This is a genomic window from Pedobacter fastidiosus (assembly GCF_014306625.1).
Taxonomy (GTDB): domain Bacteria; phylum Bacteroidota; class Bacteroidia; order Sphingobacteriales; family Sphingobacteriaceae; genus Pedobacter; species Pedobacter fastidiosus.
This window is the reverse complement of the sequence record NZ_JACRYL010000012.1, coordinates 149334-172026: the sequence shown is the minus strand read 5'-3', so window position 1 is coordinate 172026 and position 22693 is coordinate 149334. Positions and strand designations below refer to the sequence as shown.

34 protein-coding genes are annotated in these 22693 nt (G+C 36.8%); 31 read left to right on the top strand and 3 right to left on the bottom strand.

What is annotated here, in order from left to right; translation table 11 throughout:
* Positions 1 to 2: 2 nt before the first annotated feature.
* A complete protein-coding gene (locus tag H7U22_RS14810) occupies positions 3 to 380 on the bottom strand; it encodes a hypothetical protein (protein ID WP_187072113.1) in 378 nt (125 codons plus the stop codon).
* Between the two features lie 124 nt (positions 381 to 504).
* On the bottom strand, positions 505 to 1152 hold the full coding sequence (locus H7U22_RS14805) for a hypothetical protein (protein ID WP_187072112.1): 648 nt from the start codon (positions 1150 to 1152) through the stop codon (positions 505 to 507).
* Between the two features lie 128 nt (positions 1153 to 1280).
* Here H7U22_RS14805 and H7U22_RS14800 point away from each other — a divergent pair, with 128 nt between their 5' ends.
* The 4 genes from H7U22_RS14800 to H7U22_RS14785 all read left to right on the top strand — a co-directional run bounded on the left by H7U22_RS14800 (position 1281) and on the right by H7U22_RS14785 (position 6729).
* Positions 1281 to 2624, top strand: a complete 1344-nt coding sequence (locus H7U22_RS14800; protein WP_187072111.1) for a deoxyguanosinetriphosphate triphosphohydrolase — start codon at positions 1281 to 1283, stop codon at positions 2622 to 2624.
* Between the two features lie 279 nt (positions 2625 to 2903).
* A complete protein-coding gene (locus H7U22_RS23305) occupies positions 2904 to 5315 on the top strand; it encodes a hypothetical protein (RefSeq protein WP_187072110.1) in 2412 nt (803 codons plus the stop codon).
* A 7-nt stretch (positions 5316 to 5322) separates the two neighbouring features.
* On the top strand, positions 5323 to 5832 hold the full coding sequence (locus H7U22_RS14790; RefSeq protein WP_187072109.1) for a gliding motility-associated C-terminal domain-containing protein: 510 nt from the start codon (positions 5323 to 5325) through the stop codon (positions 5830 to 5832).
* 6 nt (positions 5833 to 5838) lie between these two features.
* Positions 5839 to 6729: a PorP/SprF family type IX secretion system membrane protein gene (locus tag H7U22_RS14785; RefSeq protein ID WP_317172984.1), complete on the top strand. Its 891-nt coding sequence runs from the start codon at positions 5839 to 5841 to the stop codon at positions 6727 to 6729.
* Positions 6730 to 6800: 71 nt separating this feature from the next.
* Here H7U22_RS14785 and H7U22_RS14780 read toward each other — a convergent pair whose 3' ends face one another.
* Positions 6801 to 7412 (bottom strand): hypothetical protein, encoded by a 612-nt coding sequence (locus tag H7U22_RS14780; RefSeq protein WP_187072108.1) that lies wholly within the window; start codon positions 7410 to 7412, stop codon positions 6801 to 6803.
* Positions 7413 to 7585: 173 nt separating this feature from the next.
* Here H7U22_RS14780 and H7U22_RS14775 point away from each other — a divergent pair, with 173 nt between their 5' ends.
* From H7U22_RS14775 to map, 27 genes are all read left to right on the top strand, one after another.
* Positions 7586 to 8842, top strand: coding sequence for a prephenate dehydrogenase (locus H7U22_RS14775; protein ID WP_187072107.1), 1257 nt, complete (start codon positions 7586 to 7588; stop codon positions 8840 to 8842).
* A gap of 96 nt (positions 8843 to 8938) precedes the next feature.
* A complete protein-coding gene (locus H7U22_RS14770) occupies positions 8939 to 9190 on the top strand; it encodes a hypothetical protein (protein WP_187072106.1) in 252 nt (83 codons plus the stop codon).
* A gap of 49 nt (positions 9191 to 9239) precedes the next feature.
* Entirely contained in the window at positions 9240 to 9833 is a 594-nt protein-coding gene (locus H7U22_RS14765; protein ID WP_187072105.1) for a hypothetical protein, read from the top strand.
* A gap of 95 nt (positions 9834 to 9928) precedes the next feature.
* Positions 9929 to 10762 carry a sulfite exporter TauE/SafE family protein gene (locus tag H7U22_RS14760; RefSeq protein ID WP_187072104.1) on the top strand — a complete coding sequence of 278 codons (834 nt, stop codon included), beginning with the start codon at positions 9929 to 9931 and terminating at the stop codon, positions 10760 to 10762.
* Entirely contained in the window at positions 10762 to 11157 is a 396-nt protein-coding gene (locus tag H7U22_RS14755) for a DUF1634 domain-containing protein (protein ID WP_187072103.1), read from the top strand. Before H7U22_RS14760 ends, H7U22_RS14755 begins: the two co-directional genes overlap by 1 nt.
* A 172-nt stretch (positions 11158 to 11329) precedes the next feature.
* Positions 11330 to 11947, top strand: a complete 618-nt coding sequence (rplC, locus tag H7U22_RS14750) for a 50S ribosomal protein L3 (RefSeq protein ID WP_029278646.1) — start codon at positions 11330 to 11332, stop codon at positions 11945 to 11947.
* Positions 11948 to 11951: 4 nt separating this feature from the next.
* Positions 11952 to 12581, top strand: a complete 630-nt coding sequence (gene rplD / locus H7U22_RS14745) for a 50S ribosomal protein L4 (protein WP_187072102.1) — start codon at positions 11952 to 11954, stop codon at positions 12579 to 12581.
* A gap of 1 nt (position 12582) precedes the next feature.
* Positions 12583 to 12873 (top strand): 50S ribosomal protein L23, encoded by a 291-nt coding sequence (gene rplW, locus H7U22_RS14740; protein ID WP_109926344.1) that lies wholly within the window; start codon positions 12583 to 12585, stop codon positions 12871 to 12873.
* A gap of 21 nt (positions 12874 to 12894) precedes the next feature.
* The gene (gene rplB, locus H7U22_RS14735; protein ID WP_187072101.1) at positions 12895 to 13719 is read left to right on the top strand and encodes a 50S ribosomal protein L2; all 825 of its coding nucleotides are present in this window, start codon (positions 12895 to 12897) and stop codon (positions 13717 to 13719) included.
* A complete protein-coding gene (rpsS, locus tag H7U22_RS14730; protein WP_010599906.1) occupies positions 13719 to 13985 on the top strand; it encodes a 30S ribosomal protein S19 in 267 nt (88 codons plus the stop codon). The genes rplB and rpsS overlap by 1 nt, the downstream gene beginning before the upstream one ends.
* 7 nt (positions 13986 to 13992) lie before the next feature.
* Positions 13993 to 14355, top strand: a complete 363-nt coding sequence (gene rplV / locus H7U22_RS14725) for a 50S ribosomal protein L22 (protein ID WP_029282697.1) — start codon at positions 13993 to 13995, stop codon at positions 14353 to 14355.
* Between the two features lie 9 nt (positions 14356 to 14364).
* Entirely contained in the window at positions 14365 to 15219 is an 855-nt protein-coding gene (gene rpsC / locus H7U22_RS14720) for a 30S ribosomal protein S3 (protein ID WP_109926342.1), read from the top strand.
* 40 nt (positions 15220 to 15259) lie between these two features.
* On the top strand, positions 15260 to 15682 hold the full coding sequence (rplP, locus tag H7U22_RS14715) for a 50S ribosomal protein L16 (RefSeq protein WP_010599903.1): 423 nt from the start codon (positions 15260 to 15262) through the stop codon (positions 15680 to 15682).
* A 74-nt stretch (positions 15683 to 15756) separates the two neighbouring features.
* A complete protein-coding gene (gene rpmC, locus H7U22_RS14710; RefSeq protein WP_131558264.1) occupies positions 15757 to 15969 on the top strand; it encodes a 50S ribosomal protein L29 in 213 nt (70 codons plus the stop codon).
* A 13-nt stretch (positions 15970 to 15982) separates the two neighbouring features.
* Complete coding sequence (gene rpsQ, locus H7U22_RS14705; RefSeq protein ID WP_010599901.1) at positions 15983 to 16237, top strand: 30S ribosomal protein S17; 255 nt, start codon at positions 15983 to 15985, stop codon at positions 16235 to 16237.
* Position 16238: 1 nt separating this feature from the next.
* Entirely contained in the window at positions 16239 to 16607 is a 369-nt protein-coding gene (gene rplN, locus H7U22_RS14700; protein ID WP_010599900.1) for a 50S ribosomal protein L14, read from the top strand.
* A gap of 1 nt (position 16608) precedes the next feature.
* Entirely contained in the window at positions 16609 to 16950 is a 342-nt protein-coding gene (rplX, locus tag H7U22_RS14695; protein WP_187072100.1) for a 50S ribosomal protein L24, read from the top strand.
* Positions 16947 to 17513: a 50S ribosomal protein L5 gene (gene rplE / locus H7U22_RS14690; protein WP_317172987.1), complete on the top strand. Its 567-nt coding sequence runs from the start codon at positions 16947 to 16949 to the stop codon at positions 17511 to 17513. Before rplX ends, rplE begins: the two co-directional genes overlap by 4 nt.
* Positions 17513 to 17782 (top strand): 30S ribosomal protein S14, encoded by a 270-nt coding sequence (gene rpsN, locus H7U22_RS14685; protein WP_025145214.1) that lies wholly within the window; start codon positions 17513 to 17515, stop codon positions 17780 to 17782. Before rplE ends, rpsN begins: the two co-directional genes overlap by 1 nt.
* A 152-nt stretch (positions 17783 to 17934) precedes the next feature.
* Complete coding sequence (gene rpsH / locus H7U22_RS14680; protein ID WP_056869756.1) at positions 17935 to 18333, top strand: 30S ribosomal protein S8; 399 nt, start codon at positions 17935 to 17937, stop codon at positions 18331 to 18333.
* Between the two features lie 19 nt (positions 18334 to 18352).
* Positions 18353 to 18910 carry a 50S ribosomal protein L6 gene (gene rplF, locus H7U22_RS14675; RefSeq protein WP_187072098.1) on the top strand — a complete coding sequence of 186 codons (558 nt, stop codon included), beginning with the start codon at positions 18353 to 18355 and terminating at the stop codon, positions 18908 to 18910.
* Positions 18911 to 18915: 5 nt separating this feature from the next.
* Positions 18916 to 19269, top strand: coding sequence for a 50S ribosomal protein L18 (gene rplR, locus H7U22_RS14670; protein WP_187072097.1), 354 nt, complete (start codon positions 18916 to 18918; stop codon positions 19267 to 19269).
* 18 nt (positions 19270 to 19287) lie between these two features.
* Positions 19288 to 19806 carry a 30S ribosomal protein S5 gene (gene rpsE, locus H7U22_RS14665; protein ID WP_187072096.1) on the top strand — a complete coding sequence of 173 codons (519 nt, stop codon included), beginning with the start codon at positions 19288 to 19290 and terminating at the stop codon, positions 19804 to 19806.
* A gap of 4 nt (positions 19807 to 19810) precedes the next feature.
* Positions 19811 to 19990 (top strand): 50S ribosomal protein L30, encoded by a 180-nt coding sequence (rpmD, locus tag H7U22_RS14660; RefSeq protein WP_109929317.1) that lies wholly within the window; start codon positions 19811 to 19813, stop codon positions 19988 to 19990.
* A gap of 105 nt (positions 19991 to 20095) precedes the next feature.
* Entirely contained in the window at positions 20096 to 20542 is a 447-nt protein-coding gene (rplO, locus tag H7U22_RS14655) for a 50S ribosomal protein L15 (RefSeq protein ID WP_187072095.1), read from the top strand.
* Positions 20543 to 20550: 8 nt separating this feature from the next.
* A complete protein-coding gene (gene secY, locus H7U22_RS14650) occupies positions 20551 to 21891 on the top strand; it encodes a preprotein translocase subunit SecY (protein ID WP_187072094.1) in 1341 nt (446 codons plus the stop codon).
* Positions 21892 to 21901: 10 nt separating this feature from the next.
* The gene (map, locus tag H7U22_RS14645) at positions 21902 to 22687 is read left to right on the top strand and encodes a type I methionyl aminopeptidase (protein WP_187072093.1); all 786 of its coding nucleotides are present in this window, start codon (positions 21902 to 21904) and stop codon (positions 22685 to 22687) included.
* The last annotated feature ends 6 nt before the right edge of the window (positions 22688 to 22693 follow it).

Sequence of the window (22693 nt, the reverse complement as noted above, 5' to 3'; positions counted from 1 at the left end):
TTTTAAATTCCTGTATATAATACTTCATCTTCATCCCTTTGTTGGAGATCAGATTTATGTTTGTGTTCAAAATCTTTAGAAGAACTTCCTGTATGGCTTTCTGCACTTTCGATTGTTGGATGTTTATCCGCACTGTTGTATGCATCATCACTTAGCGAATCTTTACCTTGGGTGCCAGTATTGTCAAAACCATCTCTGATTTTTATCTGATCTTTCGTTTTATGAGTATGTGCAAGAGTTTCTTTACCATAACTCGTTACTTCATTTCCTTCATTGCCTGCTTCATACTTTTTTTGAACTGCAGATTTTTGGCTTTCTTTTTCATCAGAACCTACGTAACCTTCTATATGTTCCTCTTTATTATATATGTTGGTTTTCATAATTTCTTTTATCATAAAAACAGCAAAGAACTAAAATGGTTTCAATTTTCTTAAATAATGGAATTGCAGATGAGTTAGGGTTTAAAAACAAAGCGGGCAGAAAATAATTTCTGCCCGCTTTGTTTTAACTTTTGTATGGAAAATTTCTGGATATTTTTCGCATCATGCGCTCAACCATGTCATCGGTAGAACTCATAATATTATCATCCATTGTTTTAAAAAACCTCCAAAGCAGTTCGCCATCGCCACCATTGTTTAAGGTAAGAAACATAGTTCCTGTTCCGGATTTTCCTCCAAAACCACCGAATATTACTGCAGATGCAATTGCTCCGGCTTCAGTTTTAGTTTGTTCAGTTTCAAATTTACCGCCAATTACAGCATCCACACCAAGTACTTTTGCTACCTCATCTCTTGTGTATTCATCTAGTTTACCTAACATACCTGCTTTCTTTAAAAGGATATTGGTCTTGTCTACATCCTGAAATTCCACTGTGTAGTCGGCTCTTTTTCTCAAGAGAAAAGTGTACATACTGGCTTGAATAGATTTAGACATAGATTGTTCTTGATCTCGATTAGCCTCGGCATTGAAACTTTTCGGTTGTTTGCGATAGGAAATCTTAACTTCAAATGGTAAAATGGCTACCAGTTTGTGGATTTTAATTGCATCTTTTAATTTGGGGCTTTCGAAGATTTGTTTGGATCCTTCGAATTGTGCGTTTACAACAGTTGTAAAACTTAGTAAAGTGATGAGCATTAATAGGGTTTTCTTCATTGTTATGGTTTGATTTTTTGACTAATATAATTGTTTGTGGACAGGAATGATCAAATTTAAAATATTATTAGGCTAGCATTTTTACCTTTTGCTTAACTTGGCGCCAGATTTAAGCATAGATATTATAGATGGAGTGGAAATATTTACTTTCTAATAAAAGATTTGGGCAAGAAAGCTGGACGGGCGATACAGATAAAGCCCGATCTGATTTTCAAAGAGATTACGATCGGTTGATTTTTTCATCTCCTTTTAGAAGATTGCAAAATAAAACTCAGGTTTTTCCATTACCGGGGAGTGTATTTGTTCATAACCGCTTAACGCATAGTTTAGAGGTTGCTAGTGTGGCCAGATCTATGGCGAATATTTTTCTGAATACATTAGAAGAAAATAAATCTCCTCTCCTTAAAGAAGTTCCATTAATTAACGAGGTTGGGAATATTGTAGCGGCAGCGGCATTGGCTCATGATCTTGGAAATCCTGCATTTGGTCATTCTGGCGAAGCAGCAATCTCTAGATATTTTACTGATGGAGATGGTCGGGTTTATCAAAACGATATGACCGAATCGCAGTGGCACGACTTAATTAATTTTGAAGGCAACGCAAATGCGATTAGAATTCTCACCCATCCTCTAAAAGGAAAGGGCAACGATGCTTATGCGCTTACTTATTCTACTCTTGCTTCTATAGCCAAATATCCTTGTGCATCAATAGCAGGTAAACAAAAGGGATTTTTACATCGTAAAAAGTACGGATTTTTCCAATCTGAGAAAGAAACTTTTATAAAAATTGCGAATGAGCTTCATTTGGAAAAAGAAGAAAATGAATATCTAATTTATAAACGCCATCCTTTAGTTTATTTGGTTGAGGCAGCTGATGATATTTGTTATAGCATTATAGATCTTGAAGATGCGCATCGATTAAAAATTCTTTCTTATGAGGAAGTGAAAAATTATTTGTTGCCCTTTGCCAACTCCAAAACCATTGAAGATCGATTGAAGAATGATTATGAAGACGATGATGCGAAAATTGGTTTGTTGCGTGCGAAAGCAATCAATACTTTAACCAGAACCTGTGCCGATATTTTTTATCGTGAGCAAGAAAGTCTGCTCAAAGGCGAACTAAACAAAAGTTTAACCGATTTAATTCCTGAACCTTATTTTTCAGCATGGAAGGCTGTAGAAAAAATCTCCGTAGAACGGATTTATAATTTTTCATCTGTAATTCAAAAGGAAGTTGCGGGTTATAAAATTATGGCTGGCCTGTTAGAAGAATTTGTTCCAGCACTTATTCATAACAATACACACTACTATAAAAAGCTGGTAAAACTTATTCCAAAACAGTATCATACTGATCGAACAGATATTTATTCTCGAACTCAAAGTGTGTTAGATTTTGTCTCTGGAATGACAGATTTATATGCCGTGGATTTATATAGAAATATTAAAGGAATTTCTTTTCCCTCAGAAACATAGGCGTATTAGAGCTTTTGGCTCTGTAAAATGGCTGTTTTTGGCTTTATTTAAAGCGTTTTTCTTATCCTAAACGCTTTGTTTTTTGCCTTACGTGTAAAAATCTTATTTGAATTTTAACAATTTATTATTGATTTATAGCTTTTTAAGCCATATTAGCCTCTTTGCAGGTTTCTTTTGTGTAAAGTTTACATAGTGGGATATACTAATTATTAGATTTGAGAGTTAGGGAGTGCCCATCATCCGGCATTTCTTTTAAACTAAATAGATCATATCCCTTTTATGAAAAAAACGTTTCTCGTTGCCATGCTATGTCTTGGTTTGGCATTTGCGGTGCAGGCACAAACACCTCAGCAATTTAATTATCAAGGTGCTGCTCGAAACACAAACGGAACTCCATTAGCAAATAAAAGTATTTCGCTAAGAATTAGTATTCTCGACGCTACTGCTTCTGGAGTCGCTCAATACACTGAAGTTAGAAGTGTTACTACAAATGCATACGGTTTGTATAGCTTAATTATAGGCGGTACTGGAGCAACATCTACAATTGGAACAATAGGAAATGTAACTTGGGGAACAGGCTTAAAATTTGTTAAAGTAGAAGTCGATCCAGATAATGGCTCAAATTTCAGCGTTGCTGGAACTGCACAGTTATTAAGTGTTCCTTATGCACTATATTCCGCAAATGGCCCGCAAGGCCCTATTGGTTTAACTGGCACTCCAGGTGCTGTTGGTCCTGCTGGCCCACAGGGTGTAGCTGGCCCAACAGGTGCCACTGGTGTTGCAGGCGCAATCGGCCCTCAAGGCCCAATCGGTTTAACAGGAGCTGTTGGCCCTGCCGGTCCACAAGGTGTTGCTGGTCCAGCTGGTGCAGTTGGTGCTCAAGGCCCCATTGGTTTAACAGGAGCAACTGGTCTACAGGGTATAACAGGTGCAACTGGCGCTCAAGGCCCTATTGGATTAACAGGTTCTGCAGGTGCAACTGGAGCAAATGGGCCACAGGGTCCCATCGGATTAACAGGTGCCACAGGTGCAGTTGGTGCACAAGGCCCAGTTGGCTTAACAGGAGCCGCTGGTGTAGCTGGAGCCAAAGGAGATAAAGGCGACAAAGGTGATACCGGTATTCAAGGTCCTGTTGGCCCTTCAACAGGTGTTGCAGGCGGCGATTTAACTGGTAACTATCCAAATCCAACAATTGCTAATCTACAAGGTAAAACTTTGTCGGCAAGCGCACCAACGGCCAATCAAGTTTTATTGTTTGATGGTACGACATGGAAACCAGTTACTTTAGATGTTTCGACTCTTCCAGGTGGAAAAGCTTTAACCTCAACCGATTTAAGTGTGAGTGCAAATGGAGCAACATCATTATTAAAAGATGTTGTAATTGATATTAATACGGGTGCAGTAACGACAATTAAACTTGCTGATGCTGCAGTAACCTCCATTAAAATAGGCGCAAAAGAAGTTAAAACTGCAAACATTGCAGATTTAGCCGTTGGAACTCTGCAACTGGCCGATGGATCTGTAACCACACCAAAATTGGCAGATGCTTCGGTAACTATTGCTAAACTAACTACAGCAGGTATAACCGATGCAAATAAAGTTTACATCACTAACGCAACTACAGGAGTTCCAGAATTAATTAGCCGTAATTTATTTGCAAATGCAAACTCTTGGGGTTTAAGAGGAAACTCTGGAAATAGCGACCTTAACAACAATTTTTTAGGCAATACAGATGATATCGCTATAAATTTCTTAATAAATGGACAAAAGGCAGGCAGGTTGGGTACATCTGCCGAAACCAGTACTTCTTTTGGATATCAATCTTTAAGTAGTAATGTAACGGGTTATAATAATACTGCTTTTGGTAAGGAAGCATTAAAACTTAGTTTAACGGGTTACGGTAATAGTAGTTTCGGTGCTTTTGCGCTTGCTAAATCAATCAGTGGTTATAGCAATACTGCTTTTGGTTCTGAGGCACTGTCTACACTAAGTACCGGGGCAAGTAATACCGCAACAGGTTACAGAGCGCTCGCACTTAATACAGGTGATAATAATGTAGCTTTGGGTTCTCAATCTTTAGAAGCGAATACAACAGGTTCTAATAATATTGCAATCGGTAATCAAGCTGAAAATAAAAATACTTCAGGTTCAAATAATACTGCAATTGGCGATATGGCAGGAACTAATAACAACGGAAGTGGAAATATATTTATTGGTAGTAAAGCGGGCAGTCAATTAACATCGGCAGCCAATACATTTATCGTTGCCAATACAAATACCACCTTGCCACTCATCTCAGGTACGCTTGCTACCGACGGCGGATCGCTAACCATTAACAATGCAATTGCGACAACGACAACCGCAAATGCCCCAAATAATAATAGCACTTTAAACATTAACGGATCGGTTTCAACCAATATTTTAAAATACACAGCTACTGCAACATTAATTTTAGATGCAAGTCATCATACAGTACGAATAATTAACGCAAATGCAACAACTAATATAACTTTACCTGTAGCTACCAGTTGCAAGGGAAGAATTTACGTTTTAGTTAAATCTGCTTCTGCTGGAGATATTACATTAAGTCAGCAGGTTATTTTAAATACTGATGCTCCTTTAACAATAATTACTGGAGCCCGCACTTTGGTTATTCAAAGTGATGGTACAGATTGGATTGCTATTAATTAATCGAGCTATGAAAAAAAGATACTATTGGTTTCTTTTCGTTCCTCTTTTATTTTCAATAGGGGAAGCTAAGGCTCAAAATACCACTTTGCCCAACACTATAAACTCGGCAAGTAGTTACGGTAAAATTAACAATCAGCTTTACGATTTTAGTATTGGAGAGATGGTTTTGGTGCAAACTTTTAACATTAATAATTTAGTGCTAACTCAAGGTTTTCTACAACCTTTTTTAATCTCATCTAATCCTACAGATTTAGTTATCGTTAACAATATTCTAACTCCAAATGGTGATGGGAAAAATGATTTTTTCGTAGTTAAAGGCCTAGAAAAATACACCAGTAATAAGGTAAGTATTTTCGATAGGGCTGGGCGATTACTCTTTAAAACCGATAATTACCAAAACAATTGGGATGGTTATTATAACGGTAAACCATTGGCCGAAGACACTTATTATTACATCATAGATTTAGAAGGGGCAGGCGTTGCAAAAGGTTTTATATCTATACTATTTAAAAAATAACAACAGGTGAAAAAGATAAAAATATATATAATCGGACTGTTGTTGTTTTTCGTTGCGCCGGCTGCTTATAGTCAGCTTAATCCAATGGGAAGCATATATTATCAGAACCAGTTTTTGGCTAATCCAGCTTTGGCCGGTTTAGATACGATGGTTAATTTAAATGCGGCTTTTAAAACACAATGGGTAAACATAAATGGAGCACCAAAAATCCAATATTTAACTGCAGATTTTGCCTTAAAAAATAAGAAGGTGGGTTTGGGCTTGCTTTTTTACAACGAAAGTGCTGGTGTAATTAATAGAACTCGTGCCACCGTAACCTACGCTTACCATTTAAAACTGAATGGTGATTCTAGTTCATTAGATTTTGGTTTATCAGCAGGACTAATGAACGAGTGGATTGATTTTGGAAAAGCACAAGGTGATTTAAGCGATGATGTTGTGAATAGCTTTAACGATAGAAGACTGTATTTTGATGGTGATTTTGGAATGGCTTATAGAAGTGAGAAACTAACTTTACAAGCTTCTTTACCCAATCTTAAAAGATTCTTTAAAAGAGATGCCGTTAGAAATATTGTAGATCGATCTATTTATTTTGTGGCGGCGAGTTACAAAATAAAAACTGATCAGGTTTTAAATAGCATCGAACCAAAAGTGGTTTATCGTGGTGTAGAAAATTACGATGGAATTTTAGATATCGGATCTAATTTTCAGTTTATGCAAGATAAATTTTCAGTTAGTGGGATTTATCACAGTACCAACAGCTTTACAATTGGTGCTGGCGCTAACTATAAGAGCAAGCTTGGCATTTTATTTCAATACACTACAAACACATCAAAAATGCAGAGCTATAGCAATGGTGAGTTTGAGCTTGGGTTAAGATTTAACTTCAAAAGATAATAATCAAAATAACTAAAAAGCCATTTCAACTTGATGCTGAAATGGCTTTTTTTGTGGAAAATGTTTTTTGATTATCTGCCTCTGGCATCATCCAGTTTATTTCTCTCATCCTGCAATTCTCTTGCAAGTTTCATTTCTTTATCTTTTGCCTTCACTTTGTGCGCCTGAAATTCATCCGCAACTTCTTGATAAAGTTGTGTTCTATAAGTTGCCTCATGTCTATATTTTCCAGATTGGAAAACGATAAATGCCAAAGCCGCACCCAAAACAATAATTATAGCCCAAACAATGGTGTTATAAGTTCCTTTATTAAAAGATATGCCCAAGAACTTAATTTCGTTAACAGAAGCATTGGCATTGGCTAGAGAGCTTTCTTTTCCGGTTACTTCGCCCTTTAAGCTAGAAATATTATCTGCTTGAGTTTTAATTTCCTGCTTGGCCTCTTGTAATTGTTTGCGCTCTTTTCTCAACGTATCGTTTACACTTTTCCAAAGAGATGATAACCTTGAAGGGTTAATCAGCCTTGCGCCATACAAACTTTTCGATTTCGATAACATAAAATTATACTGGCCGCTTAAAGATGGGTCAGTATTTTTTGTGGTGTCTTGTTGAGCCTGGGCAAATGCAACGTTCAAAAATAGCAAAGCCCCGAAAATGTAAAGGGTGTGTTTTAATTTCTGCATAGTTTAAATATAGGTGTTATGATGTAAAACTACATTTTTATATAATTCTCTCTCAATATATTTTCATTTTAGATTTAAGAAAGATCAATAAACGAGTTTTTGTTTATCATTCTAAATAACAATTTTATCTAAGTTTTATTATAAATTTATTTGCGATAGATTACATTTGTTTCATGCAAATAGGAATTATCGGTCTTGGAGACATGGGCAAATTGTACGCTTTGTCTTTTGTGAGTGCAGGCTATAGGGTTTGTGGAGCGGATATGCCTTCACGTTATGAAGAATTAAAAAAAGAGTTGGAGCCGAATGATATTGAGGTTTTAATTGATGGACACGAGGTTGCACGCAAATCCGATTTTATAATTTATTGCGTTGAGGCAGAGAAAATTGATGAGGTTGTGGCAACATTTGCTCGGTCTACAAAATTTGGTGCCATCATATCCGGACAAACCTCTGTTAAACATCCGGAGATTGCCGCTTTTGAAAAACACCTGCCAGAAGATACTCAAATAGTAACCTGCCATTCTTTACACGGACCAGCTTTTAGTCCGGAAGGGCAAACGTTGGTAGTTGTTCGCCATAGAGCAACTGATGAAGTTTACGCAAAAGCATTGGAGATTTATAAATCTTTAAAATCAAATATCATCGAGATGGATGATTATAAAGAACACGATCGAATTGTGGCCGATACACAAGCTGTAACCCATATGGGTTTCGAAAGTATGGGTTCTGCCTGGAAAAATGCTGGTTTTTTCCCTTGGGATAATCCAGCTTATGCCGGCGGAATTGATAACGTTAAAATTTTAACCACGCTTAGGATATTCAGTTACAAATCTCACATTTATGCAGGTTTGGCCATTCTAAATCCATACGCACAGAAACAGGTGAAATATTATGCTCAAGCAGAATCTGAATTATACAAGCTGATGATCTGTGAAAATGAAAAGGAGTTTAGAGCGAAAATTTATGCAGCTCGTGATTTTGTTTTTCATGAAAGTAGAAAACTGCTTTTGCTTGATGATAACATTATGAAAGAGTTTAGCCTTTCGGATGCAAACCATAAACAAAAACCAAATTCTCATTTAAGCTTATTGAGTATGGTTTATGCTTGGTATAAAATGGGCGTAAATCCTTATGATAATTTGATTTGCCAAACTCCACCTTTTAAATTAAGATTAGGCATAGCTGAATATTTATTTAAAAATGAGGCCATGTTGGAAGAATCAATCCACACCGCTTTATATGATAAATCCATCCGTGGCGATGATTTGGAATTCCATACGGCTGTGCATGAATGGGCATCGATTATTGGTTACGGAGATTTAAAGGGGTACAAAGAACATTTTGAATCAGCGAAAGCTTTTTTTGCCAATCGATTAAATGATGGAAGAGATTTAAGTGCCGAGATGATTAAGCGTTTGGGTAAGTAGGTTATGAGGGAGTTTTGAATGATAGTAAAGCGAATGGAATTTGCACTAATTTAAATATTATCCAGACCTCTAGATTTAATCATTAACTTTGATATTATGACAACTTTAACAGTAAACATCGAAGATAAAAAAATAGAGAAGGCTGTTAAGGCTTTGTTTGAAGCTTTGGGTTTAAGTTATGTTGAAAATAAAAAAACGAAAATAACTCAAGAACCTCTAAATAAAGCTGAGCAGTTAATGTACAATCGCCTTAAAAATTCTTTTGAACAGATTAAACTGCATCAGGAAGGAAAGATTAAGCTGAGAAATGCTGAAGAGCTTTTAGCTGAATTGAGGATTCTTAAATAATTAAACCAACTGGGGCTCCCACCAATTATTTTAGAAGAAAACATTCTACATGAAAACCATTTTGAATAAACCGGGATTGGTTTTGCAACTTCAAAAAGAACTAATCGAAATAAAAGAGCTTTGTAATGAATATGATTTAGGCAATGAAATCGTGATCAATTCAATCGCAGAAAAAGTTTTAATCATATTCCACAACACCGATCACGCAAAATCACTACTTGGTCAATTAAAACTAACTCATGTTTTGATGTATTGTAGCGCTAAAACTTATAATTCAAAAAGCCCTATTAACTTTATTGGCTTATTAAAATTGAAACATCAGGTTGGAAAAGGTTGGGGTTATATTGCAACCCTAGATCATTCATTATTAAAAAAAGTATCGCAAGAAAATTGGTGGCAAAACAAAAAGGTGATTGTAGATTCGGATGGTGTATCTTTCACAAGAGCCAAAATTATTAAATCCATTGCCGATTCCGGTTCAATTGATCTCAACACTTCGGGATGGAAATTGAAAGATGCTACAAACAATAAAACTATCGTAAACCCAGCCCCCGAAGCAGTAAGACAAATCGCTTTTGAATTATTGCAATCTTTTAAAAATGTAGATCTTGATAAAGAAAGCAAACTTTATTATAAAGCTTAATTCATTCCATCTTACATCATCCATATAATATATAGACTTTATTTTATTGCTTTTATATTTCATTTAGCCAAAGCAAGTCACTTATATTTGCCCGCATGTCGGTATTGCTGTTTACCATTATCGTTTTATTAGGTGCTTTTTTAGCAGGCTTACTAGGCTCGCTTACTGGCTTGGGCGGTGGTGTAATTATTATTCCACTTTTAACTTTGGCGCTCGGTGTAGATATTCATTACGCTATTGGTGCTTCAATCGTTTCTGTTATTGCAACATCGTCAGGTTCTGCGGCAGCTTATGTAAAGGAGGGGATAACCAATATTCGAATAGGGATGTTTTTAGAAATTGCCACCACAATTGGTGCAATTTGTGGTGCAATTGTAGCTGTTTATCTTAATGCAAACTACATCGCAATCATTTTTGGCTGTATCTTAATCTTTTCGGCTATTATGACCCTAAAGAAAAAAGTGGATCACTCAACTTTGGACGATACCGATAAATGGGCTAAGTTTTTTAAACTGAATGGTTCATATCCAGATAAAGGCGTTGATCATAAATACGCCGTTAAGCATGTTCCGGGTGGTTTCTTAATGATGCTCTTCGCTGGAACGTTATCAGGCTTGCTGGGCATAGGAAGTGGTGCTTTAAAAGTAATTGCAATGGATAATATTATGCGTTTGCCATTTAAGGTTTCTACAACAACAAGTAATTTTATGATGGGCGTTACAGCAGCTGCGAGTGCTGTGGTTTATCTGCACCGCGGACAAATCGATCCAGGGATAGCAATGCCTGTTTGTATCGGCGTTTTGACAGGTGCAACCATTGGTTCTAAAATTTTACTTAAAACTAAAACAGACAAGCTTAAAATTGTATTTGCAGTGGTGGTTACCTTTTTGGCTTTACAGATGATTTATAAAGGAGTATCGGGATTATAATGAGCACAGCCAAAAAAGAAAATATAAATGATAAAGATATCCAAGTAATATTGGGTACGCTTTTACGTGCTGGTGTAATCATATCTATGAGCATTGTACTTATTGGAGGTGTAATTTTTCTAATCCATAACAATGGTGTAATTACCGATTATAAAGTTTTTAAACCAGAATTGTCCAAATTCTCCTCTATCGCTTCAATTTTTAAAGGCGTTTTAACTTTTCAGGGAGATGCAATTGTGCAGTTTGGTGTGCTCATGCTCATCTTCACGCCGATTGCTCGCATTGTTTTTGCCATTTTTAGCTTCTTAATCGAAAAAGATTATCTATATGTATTAATTGGCTTAATCATATTGGCCATCATAACTATCAGTTTAAATGGCGGTTTGGCACATTAGTCACCCTTTTTAAGCTAAATCCCATCGTATCAGCAAATTATTTGAAAAAATATTTCGCTAACTATTTGAATATTAACAAATCTTTCCTATTTTTGCCCTCCCTTAAAAGGGACGAACAACCACCTTGAACGAAGCCCTACTGCTTCGATGGGTGTTAAAAAGAAAAGATAAAATGTCAGGAATTATTGGAAAAAAAGTAGGAATGACCAGTATCTTTGATGCCGAAGGAAGAAACATTCCTTGTACGGTAATCGAGGCTGGACCTTGTGTAGTTACACAGGTAAAAACCGAAGAAGTAGATGGTTATTCATCAATCCAGTTGGGTTACGATGAGAAAAAAGAGAAAAACACAACTCAACCATTGAAAGGCCATTTCGCGAAAGCAAACACAACTCCGAAACGCAAGCTGGTAGAATTCGATTCGTTTACAACTTCACTTAACTTAGGTGATGTAGTAACGGTTGATTCTTTCGCAGAAGGCGATTTTGTTGATGTTGTAGGTACCTCAAAAGGTAAAGGTTTTCAAGGTGTTGTAAAACGCCACGGATTTGCCGGTGTTGGTATGCAGACTCACGGTCAGCATAACCGTTTACGTGCCCCAGGTTCATTGGGAGCATCGTCATTCCCTTCACGTGTATTCAAAGGAATGCGCATGGCTGGAAGAACAGGTGGAGACAGAGTAAAAGTTCAAAACTTACAAGTTTTGAAAGTTTATGCTGAGCAAAACTTATTAGTAGTTAGTGGTTCCATTCCAGGAGCTAAAGGTTCTTACGTAATCTTAGACAAGTAATCAGATGGAAGTTAAAGTATTAAACATTTCAGGTAAAGAAACAGGTGCCAAGGTGCAACTTCCTGAATCGGTATTTGGTATCGAGCCTAACGACCACGCGATTTATTTAGATGTTAAACAGTATTTGGCTAACCAACGTCAAGGTACTCACAAATCTAAACAACGTAATGAGATTGCTGGTTCAACTCGCAAACTATACAAACAAAAAGGTACAGGTGGTGCCCGTGCTGGTAGCATTAAATCTCCGTTATTTAACGGTGGTGGTCGTGTTTTCGGTCCTCAGCCACGTGATTACAGTTTTAAATTGAACAAGAAACTTAAAGTATTAGCACGTAAATCAGCTTTAGCTTACAAAGCAAAAGATAACAACGTGGTAGTTTTAGAAGATTTCAACTTCGATACAATTAAAACTAAAAGCTATATCAGTTTAATCGCTGCCTTAAACGTAGGTAACGAAAAAACTTTGTTGGTTTTACCTGCACAAAATAATAATATCTATTTATCAAGCAGAAACGTACAGAAAACTAAAGTAATTACAGCAGATCAATTAAATACATATGATGTATTAAACGCTGGTGTACTTGTGTTAACTGCAGATTCTGTTAAAACTTTGGAGGAGGCATTTGCCAAATAATATGGACATTTTAAAAAAACCAATATTAACCGAAAAAGCTTCAGCTTTAACTGAGAAATCTAACCGTTTCACATTTAGCGTTAACCACAAGGCTAACAAAATCCAAATCAAACAAGCAATTGAGAAATTGTACGGTGTAACCATCGTTTCAGTTAATACAATGGTGGTTGATGGTAAAGCTAAATCTCGTTACACTAAAGCAGGTTTTGTATCTGGCCGTAGCCCGAAATACAAAAAAGCAATCGTAACGTTAAAAGACGGCGAAACAATAGATTATTACGCAACTCTTTAATTCAATAATTATATTATAACTATGGGCTTAAGAAAATTTAAACCAGTTACTCCGGGAACCCGCTTTAGAGTTGGTGCCAGCTTTACGGAGATTACAGCAACCAAGCCCGAAAAATCATTGGTTGTATCATCAAAAAAGTCTGGTGGACGTAACAACACAGGAAAGATGACTATGCGCTACATGGGTGGTGGTCACAAAAAATCATATCGTTTAATCGACTTCAAACGCGATAAATTCGATATTCCTGCTACAGTAGCTACTGTAGAATACGATCCAAACCGTACTGCCCGCATCGCATTATTACATTATGCAGATGGCGAGAAGCGTTATATCATTGCTCCAGAAGGTTTGCAAGTAGGTTCGGTATTATTATCGGGCGATACTGCAGCTCCAGAAGTAGGTAACACTTTAAAATTATCGAACATTCCATTAGGTTCTATCATCCACAACGTGGAGATTCACCCTGGAAAAGGAGCACAATTAGCTCGTAGTGCAGGTGCTTACGCACAATTAGCTGCCCGCGATGGTAAATATGCTACTTTGAAAATGCCTTCAGGCGAAACCCGTTTAATCTTATCCACTTGTTTAGCTACAATCGGTGCGGTATCTAACTCAGATCACGCAAACGAAGTACTAGGTAAAGCTGGTCGTAAACGTTGGTTGGGCCGTCGTCCGAGAACTAGACCGGTAGCGATGAACCCTGTCGATCACCCAATGGGTGGTGGTGAAGGTAGATCATCAGGTGGTCACCCTCGTTCAAGAAATGGTATTTTAGCTAAAGGCTTCAAAACCAGAGAACTTAAAAAATATTCTAATCGTTACATCATAGAGAGAAGGAAGAAATAATGGCTCGTTCGATAAAAAAAGGACCTTATATTGACCATAACGTAGAGAAAAAAGTAAACTCTATGAATGATTCAGGCAAAAAGTCTGTAATCAAAACTTGGTCTCGCAGATCAATGATTTCACCAGATTTCGTGAATCATACATTTGCAGTACACAACGGAAATAAATTTATCCCTGTGTATGTTACAGAAAACATGGTTGGTCACAAGTTGGGAGAATTTGCTCCAACCAGAACATTCAGAGGACACGCTGAAAAGAAAAAATAATTAGACAATGGAAGCAATAGCAAAATTAAACAATTGTCCAACCTCACCGCGTAAGATGCGTTTGGTTGTAGATCTTATCAGAGGTGAACGTGTAGAGAAAGCATTAAGCATTTTAAAGTTTACCAATAAAGAAGCAGCAATAAGAGTTGAGAAATTATTATTATCTGCTATCAAAAACTGGGAATCTAAAAATGAAGGTGCTCGCCCTGAAGAAAACCAACTGTTTGTAAAAACAATTATGGTTGATGGTGGCCGTCAGCTTAAACGCTTACGTCCAGCTCCTCAAGGCCGTGGATATAGAATTCGTAAACGTTCTAACCACGTAACGCTGATTGTAGATAGTAAAAGTACAGAAACAACTCAAAACTAATTTTAGGAAATGGGACAAAAAGCAAATCCAATAGGTAACAGGTTAGGTATCATCAAAGGATGGGATTCTAACTGGTTCGGTGGCAACAACTACTCCGATAAATTAGTTGAAGATGAGAAAATAAGAAAATACCTTTCTGCTCGTATTGCTAAAGGTGGTGTTGCGAAAGTAGTTATCGAACGTACGTTAAAACGTATCACTGTAACTATCCACACAGCTCGCCCAGGTATCGTAATCGGTAAAGCAGGTGCTGAGGTTGATAAAATCAAAGAAGAGTTAAAGAAATTGACTAAAAAGGAAATTCAAATTAACATTTTTGAAATTAAACGCCCAGAACTTGATGCACAATTAGTTGCAGAAGGTGTTGCTAAACAATTAGAAGCAAGGATCTCATTCCGTAGAGCAATGAAATCTTCTATCGCATCAACCATGCGTATGGGTGCTGAAGGTATTAAAATCATGACTTCTGGTCGTTTAGGTGGTGCTGAAATGGCACGTTCTGAACAATACAAAGAAGGAAGAGTGCCTTTGCATACATTCCGTGCTGATATTGATTACGCTTTAGCAGAAGCATTAACTACTTATGGTAAAATAGGTGTTAAAGTTTGGATTTGTAAAGGTGAAGTTTATGGAAAACGTGATTTGTCTCCAAACATTGGTGCAACAAACAACGGTCCAAAAGGCGCATCAGACAAACCAGCTTTCGGCGGAAGAGATAACCGTGGTGGTGGCGGAAGAGATAGCCGTGGCGGTGGTAACGACAGACGTGGTGGAAACCAAGGTGGTGGTCGTGGTCCAGGTCAAGGTGGTCCCGGAGCAAATAGAGGTGGTGGCGCAGGCGCTAACAGAGGTCCTCGTAAATAATTGATTTATTAACATCGTTTAACGATTAGAACAAAATAAAATGTTACAGCCAAAAAGAACGAAGTTCAGGAAGATGCAAAAAGGCAGAATGAAGGGTTTAGCTTCACGTGGAGCTGAATTAGCATTCGGATCTTTCGGTATCAAGTCTTTAGAAGCAACTTGGATTACAAGTCGCCAGATAGAGGCTGCCCGTATTGCGGTAACTCGTTTCATGAAACGTGAAGGCCAAGTATGGATCAGGATTTTCCCGGACAAACCGGTAACTAAAAAACCTGCAGAAGTACGTATGGGTAAAGGTAAAGGTGCTCCTGAATACTGGGTTGCAGTAGTAAGACCTGGACGTGTAATTTTCGAAGCTGAAGGTGTGCCTTTAGAAGTTGCTAAAGAAGCATTACGTTTAGCCGCTCAGAAATTACCAATCCAAACAAAATTTGTAGTACGTAGAGATTACGTAGAAGCATAGTAAAGAGTTGAGATGAATGTTGTAAATACTTGTTTATTATAACCGCTACACTCAATCGTAAAAGAAAAATAAAAATGAAAAATTCAGAAATCACAGGGCTTTCAAAAGAAGAATTAGTAGCTAAGATTGCGGAAGAAAAAGAGAACTTGTCAAAATTAAAATTCTCTCATACCATTTCAGCTATCGAGAATCCTTCACGCATTTCAAAAGTAAGGAAAGACATAGCCCGTTTAAATACTGAACTGACTAAAGTAAAACTTGCTGAGTCAGCTACTGAAACTAATTAATTTGAAAGTCGAAATGGAAAGACAATTAAGAAAAACAAGAACCGGGTTGGTGGTGAGCAATAAGATGGATAAATCTGTTGTAGTGAGCGTTGAGCGTAAAGTAAAGCACCCGATTTATGGTAAGTTCGTTAAGAAAACTACCAAATTTATGGCTCACGATGAGAAAAACGAATGCGGTATCGGTGATACGGTATTAATTATGGAAACTCGTCCTTTGAGTAAAAATAAGAACTGGAGATTGGTACAAATTTTAGAAAGAGCTAAATAAGATGGTACAACAGGAATCAAGATTAAACGTTGCTGATAACAGCGGCGCAAAAGAAGTATTAGTAATTCGTGTGCTAGGTGGAACCGGCAAACGTTATGCTTCAATTGGTGATAAAGTAGTTGTTACCGTAAAAAGCGCATTACCGTCAGGTAATATTAAAAAAGGTACAGTTTCTAAAGCAGTAGTTGTAAGAACAAAAAAAGAGATCAGACGTAAGGATGGTTCTTATATTCGTTTTGACGATAATGCTGCTGTATTATTGAACGCACAGGATGAGCCAAGAGGTACACGTATCTTTGGCCCGGTTGCGAGAGAACTACGTGAGAAACAATTCATGAAAATTGTATCATTAGCACCGGAGGTATTATAAAATGGGAAATAAAATAATTATACCAGGAAAACTTAAAATCCGTACAGGAGATTTAGTTAAAGTAATTGCTGGCGATTCAAAAGGTCAACAAGGAAAAGTACTTTCAGTACTTATAGATAAAAACAGAGCCATTGTAGAAGGTGTTAACTTAGTATCTAAACATACTAAACCAAACGCTGCAAATCCTAACGGTGGTATTATTAAAAAAGAAGCTGCTCTTCACATTTCTAACTTGATGTTGGTTGATCCAAAATCTGGTAAAGCTACCCGCGTTGGTCGTAAACTAAACGCAGATGGTAAATTAGTTAGAGTTGCTAAAATTTCAGGAGAGGAGATTAAATAATGGCTACACCTAGATTAAAAAGCAAATACAAAGAAGAAGTTGTAAATGCACTAAAAGAAAAATTTCAGTACAAAACTGTAATGCAGGTTCCAAAATTGGAAAAAATCTGTATCAATCAAGGTGTAGGTCGTTTTTCGGTTACGGATAAAAAGATTATGGATACCACAATCGCTGAATTGTCAACCATCACTGGTCAACAAGCGGTTCCGGCTAATTCAAAGAAAGATATCTCTAACTTTAAATTACGTAAAGGTATGCCGGTTGGTGTACGCGTTACTTTACGTGATAACAATATGTACGAGTTCTTAGATCGTTTGATCTCTGTAGCTTTACCACGTATTCGTGATTTCAAAGGTATTAATGATAAAGGATTTGATGGAAAAGGTAACTACACATTGGGTGTTACTGAACAAATCATCTTTCCAGAGATTAATATCGATAAAATCAATAAAATTTTAGGTATGGATATAACTTTCGTAACTTCGGCAAAATCTGACGTTGAAGCTTTAGAGTTATTGAAGCAATTCGGATTACCATTTAAAAATCAAAAAACAGCAGAATAATGGCAAAAGAAGGTGTAAAAGCACGCGAAGTTAAGCGCCAAAAATTGGTAGCTAGATACGCTGAAAAACGTGCAGTTTTAAAAGCTGCAGGAGATTTCGAGGGTTTAGATAAATTACCTAAAAACTCATCTCCAGTACGTTTACACAACCGTTGTAAATTAACTGGTCGTCCACGTGGTTACATGCGTACCTTTGGTATTTCAAGGGTTACGTTCCGCCAAATGGCACTAGACGGTAAAATACCAGGTGTTAAAAAAGCATCTTGGTAATATAAAGTAGCTGGCACAGAGTATCAAGTATCGAGACCAATAGGTTTCTCGATACTTGATACTTATGTCTATTTACTCTAATTAAGCATTTAACCGATAGCAGGTCCCATCGCTGGGTAGCGGAAGGATACCACTATCAAAAACAATAAAAAATGAATACAGATCCAATAGCAGATTATTTAACAAGAGTAAGGAATGCCATTAAGGCCAACCACCGTGTTGTAGAAATTCCTGCATCAAACCTTAAAAAAGAAATTACAAAAGTTCTTTTCGATAAAGGTTACATCGCGAACTACAAGTTTGAAGATACTACAGTTCAAGGCACAATCAAAATTGCTTTGAAATACAATCCAATTACTAAAGTTCCTGCTATTCGTACTTTGATGCGAATTAGTAAACCAGGTTTGAGAAACTATGCTGGTGTTGAAAATATGCCAAGAGTATTAAACGGTTTAGGTATCGCAATCTTATCTACTTCTAAAGGTGTAATGACTGATAAAGAAGCAGCCAAATTAAATATTGGTGGTGAGGTATTGTGTCACGTTTATTAATTATTAGGAGAACAGCACAATGTCAAGAATAGGAAAAGCCCCAATTACAATCCCTGCAGGTGTTACAATTACAGTTTCGAAAGATAACGTTGTAAGTGTAAAAGGCCCTAAAGGTGAATTAACACAAGCAGTTGATGTAGACATCACTGTAAGTCAAGAAGACGGAATCTTAACAGTTTCTCGTCCTTCAGAACAAAAGAAACACAAAGCATTACATGGTTTATACCGTTCATTGCTTAACAATATGGTTATTGGTGTTACTGATGGTTACAAATTACAACAAGAATTAGTAGGTGTTGGTTACCGTGCTACAAACACAGGTAATACATTAGATCTAGTTTTAGGTTATTCTCACCATTATGTATTTCAATTACCAGAAGAGATTAAAGTAACCACCACATCAGAAAAAGGTCAAACACCTAAAATTATTTTAGAAAGTATTGACAAACAATTGATCGGTCAAGTAGCTGCGAAAATTCGTTCGTTACGTGCTCCAGAGCCTTATAAAGGTAAAGGTATCAAGTTTGTAGGTGAAGTGTTAAGAAGAAAAGCAGGTAAATCAGCATCTAAGAAATAATAATCATGGCAGGTAAAAAATTATCAAGAAGAGATCGTATTAAAAAAGGGATCAGAAAAAGACTTACTGGTTCGGAAGAACGCCCAAGGTTATCTGTTTATAGAAGCAATAAAGGTATTTATGCTCAGGTAATTAACGACGTAACTGGAAAAACAATAGCATCAGCATCATCATTATCGAAAGATTTTACTGGTACTGGAAATAAAAGTGACCAATCTGTTGCAGTAGGCAAATTAGTTGGCGAAAAGGCAATTGCTGCTGGTGTTAAAGAAGTTGTTTTCGATAGAAACGGCTATTTATACCACGGTCGTGTTAAATCGTTAGCAGAAGGTGCACGCGAGGCTGGTTTAGTATTTTAATCTGAAGAAATAAGTAAGATGTCAACTATCAATATAAAAAGAGTAAAAACCACCGATATCGAATTAAAGGATCGTTTGGTTAGTATACAACGTGTTGCCAAAGTAACTAAAGGCGGTCGTACTTTCAGCTTCTCAGCAATTGTTGTTGTTGGAGATGAAAACGGTGTTGTTGGTTTCGGTTTAGGTAAAGCGAAAGAAGTAACTGAAGCAATCGCTAAAGGTGTGGATGATGCTAAAAAGAACTTAGTTAAAGTTCCAATTTTGAACGGTACTGTTCCTCATGAGCAAATCGGTAAATTCTCTGGTGGTTTTGTTTTAATTAAACCAGCAGCAGTAGGTACAGGTGTAATTGCAGGTGGTGCAATGCGTGCAGTTTTAGAAAGTGCTGGTGTACATAACGTATTGGCAAAATCTAAAGGTTCTTCTAACCCACACAACGTGGTAAAAGCAACTGTTGATGCATTAACAAAAATGCGTGATGCTTATACAATTGCTCAAACTCGTGGTATAGATTTAAACAAAGTATTTAACGGATAATATCATGGCTAAGATCAAAATAACACAAGTAAAAAGTATTATCGATAGAAGCGAACGCCAAAAAAGAACAGTTCAAGCTTTAGGTTTATCTAAAATGAACCAAAGTGTAGAAGTTGAGGCTACTCCACAAATCATTGGAATGATTCGCAAAGTGAATCATTTAATCGCAATCGAAAGTATCTAGTAATTATTTGAAGGTAGTATAGGTGAAATATCCAGTACTACCTTTATATACGTTTAATCGTTGCACCTGTTTAGTGAAAGCGAAGGGCAACACAAATTCAAAAAAATGAATTTAAGTAATTTAAAACCTGCTACAGGTTCAGTTAAAAACAGCAAAAGAATTGGTCGTGGTACTGGTTCAGGTCGTGGTGGAACATCAACTCGTGGTCACAAAGGTGCGGGTTCTCGTTCAGGTCACAAAACCAAAATCGGTTTTGAAGGTGGTCAAATGCCTTTACAACGTCGTGTGCCTAAGGTTGGTTTCAAACCAATTAACCGTACAGAATATGTAGGTGTAAACTTAGATGTTCTACAAAACTTAGCTGAGAAATTTAGCTTAACAACAATCGATTTTGCTTCTTTGCAAGAGCATGGTTTAGCTTCAAAAAATGACTTAGTGAAAATTTTAGGTCGTGGTGAAGTAAAAGCAAAATTAGATATTACAGCACATGCGTTTTCTGCAACCGCACAAAAAGCTATTGAAGCTGCAGGTGGTTCAATTGTAAAATTGTAAATTATTAAATGAAGAAGCTATTTACTACTTTAAGTAATATCTGGAAAATTCAGGAATTAAAAGAGCGTATATTGTTTACGCTCTTAATTCTTTTGGTATACCGTTTCGTATCTCACGTGGTTTTACCAGGTGTAGATCCAACAGCTTTAGGCAATAACGAAAAATCAGGAATCTTAGGCTTACTAGATATGTTTGCTGGAGGTTCTTTCTCTCGTGTGTCTATCTTGGCTTTGGGGGTAATGCCTTATATCTCTGCATCTATCGTGGTGCAACTATTAGGTATTGCTGTTCCTTCTTTCCAAAAAATGCAAAAAGAAGGCGAAAGTGGTAGAAAAAAAATGAACCAGATTACGCGTTACCTTACGGTAGCAATCACGATCGTTCAATCTGTAGGTTACGTTAAAACTCAAGTTCCGGCAGAAGCTATTTTATTACCAAATACATTATTCTTAGTATTATCTACGTTTGTATTAACGGCAGGTACATTATTTGTAATGTGGTTAGGTGAAAAAATTACTGATAAAGGTATTGGTAACGGTACATCACTAATCATTATGGTTGGTATTATTGCTCGTTTACCTGTTGCAATTAGTCAAGAATTTAGTGCCCGTGTTGGTTCATCTAGTGAAGGTGGTGGCCCGGTTGCATTAGTTTTAGAGATTGTTGCTTTATTTGCAGTTGTAATGTTTACCATTTTAATTGTTCAAGGTGTACGTAAAGTACCTGTACAATACGCTAAAAAAATTGTTGGTAACCGCCAGTTTGGTGGTGTTCGTCAGTACATTCCTTTAAAGGTTAATGCAGCTGGTGTTATGCCAATCATTTTTGCACAAGCGCTAATGTTTATTCCAGGTGCTTTAATGCAATTTGTTCCTTCTTTACAAGGTTCATGGTTAATTCAATTTAGCAACACAACATCGTTGGCTTACAGCTTAACGTTCGCGTTTTTAATTATCGCATTTACTTTCTTCTACACTGCAATTACAGTAAATCCCACTCAAATGAGTGATGATATGAAGAAAAATGGTGGTTTTATCCCAGGCGTTAAACCGGGTTTTGCAACATCAACTTTTATTGATGATGTAATCTCAAAAATCACTTTTCCAGGTGCGGTATTTTTAGCGATCATAGCAATATTACCTTCGCTAGCAGTTAAATTTGGTATTAAGCAAGAGTTTGCTCACTTCTTTGGAGGTACTTCATTATTAATTTTAGTAGGTGTAGTTTTAGATACTTTACAACAAATTGAAAGTTATCTATTAATGCGTCACTACGATGGTTTAATGAAAACGGGTAGAGTTACTGGCAGAACAGGGATTCCTGCAGCAAGTAGCAACGCAGCGTTATAGAACCAAAGGAATGTCCAAAATTTATTACAAATCTCTTGATGAGATTGAGTTAATAAGAGAAAGTTCTTTACTTGTTTCAAAAACTTTAGCCGAAGTGGCAAAGGTAATTAAAGCAGGCATGACAACAATAGAGTTGGATAAGTTAGCTTATGAGTTTATTAGTGATCACGGGGCAATCCCTGCATTTTTAAATTATAACGGCTTTCCAAACTCTTTATGTATTTCACCAAATGAACAAGTGGTTCATGGTTTTCCAAGTAAATATGTAATCCAAGAAGGTGATTTAATTTCAGTTGATTGTGGGGTAATTAAAAACAATTATTTTGGCGATTCAGCTTATACTTTCTCGATAGGAGAAATAGATGCTGAAAAACAGAAACTTGTTGAAGTTACCAAACGTTGTTTGGAATTGGGAGTAGAGAAAGCAGTAGTAGGTATGCGTACTGGAGATATGGGTTTTGCCATTCAACAATATGCAGAAGCCAATGGATTTGGTGTAGTAAGAGAGTTAGTAGGACATGGTGTTGGAGTAAAGCTTCATGAGAAACCTGAAGTTCCGAATTATGGAAAGCGTGGTAGCGGACCAAAACTTGAAGAAGGAATGGTTATCGCAATTGAGCCAATGATTAATGCAGGCGTTGCAGGTATTAAATTTCATAATGATGGATGGACAGTAACAAGTAAAGACAATAAACCATCAGCACATTTTGAGCACACAGTGGCGATAAAAAGGGGCAAAGCAGACGTTCTATCAACCTTTTCTTTAATAGAAGAAGTTTTACAACAAAAAAAATAAAAAAGT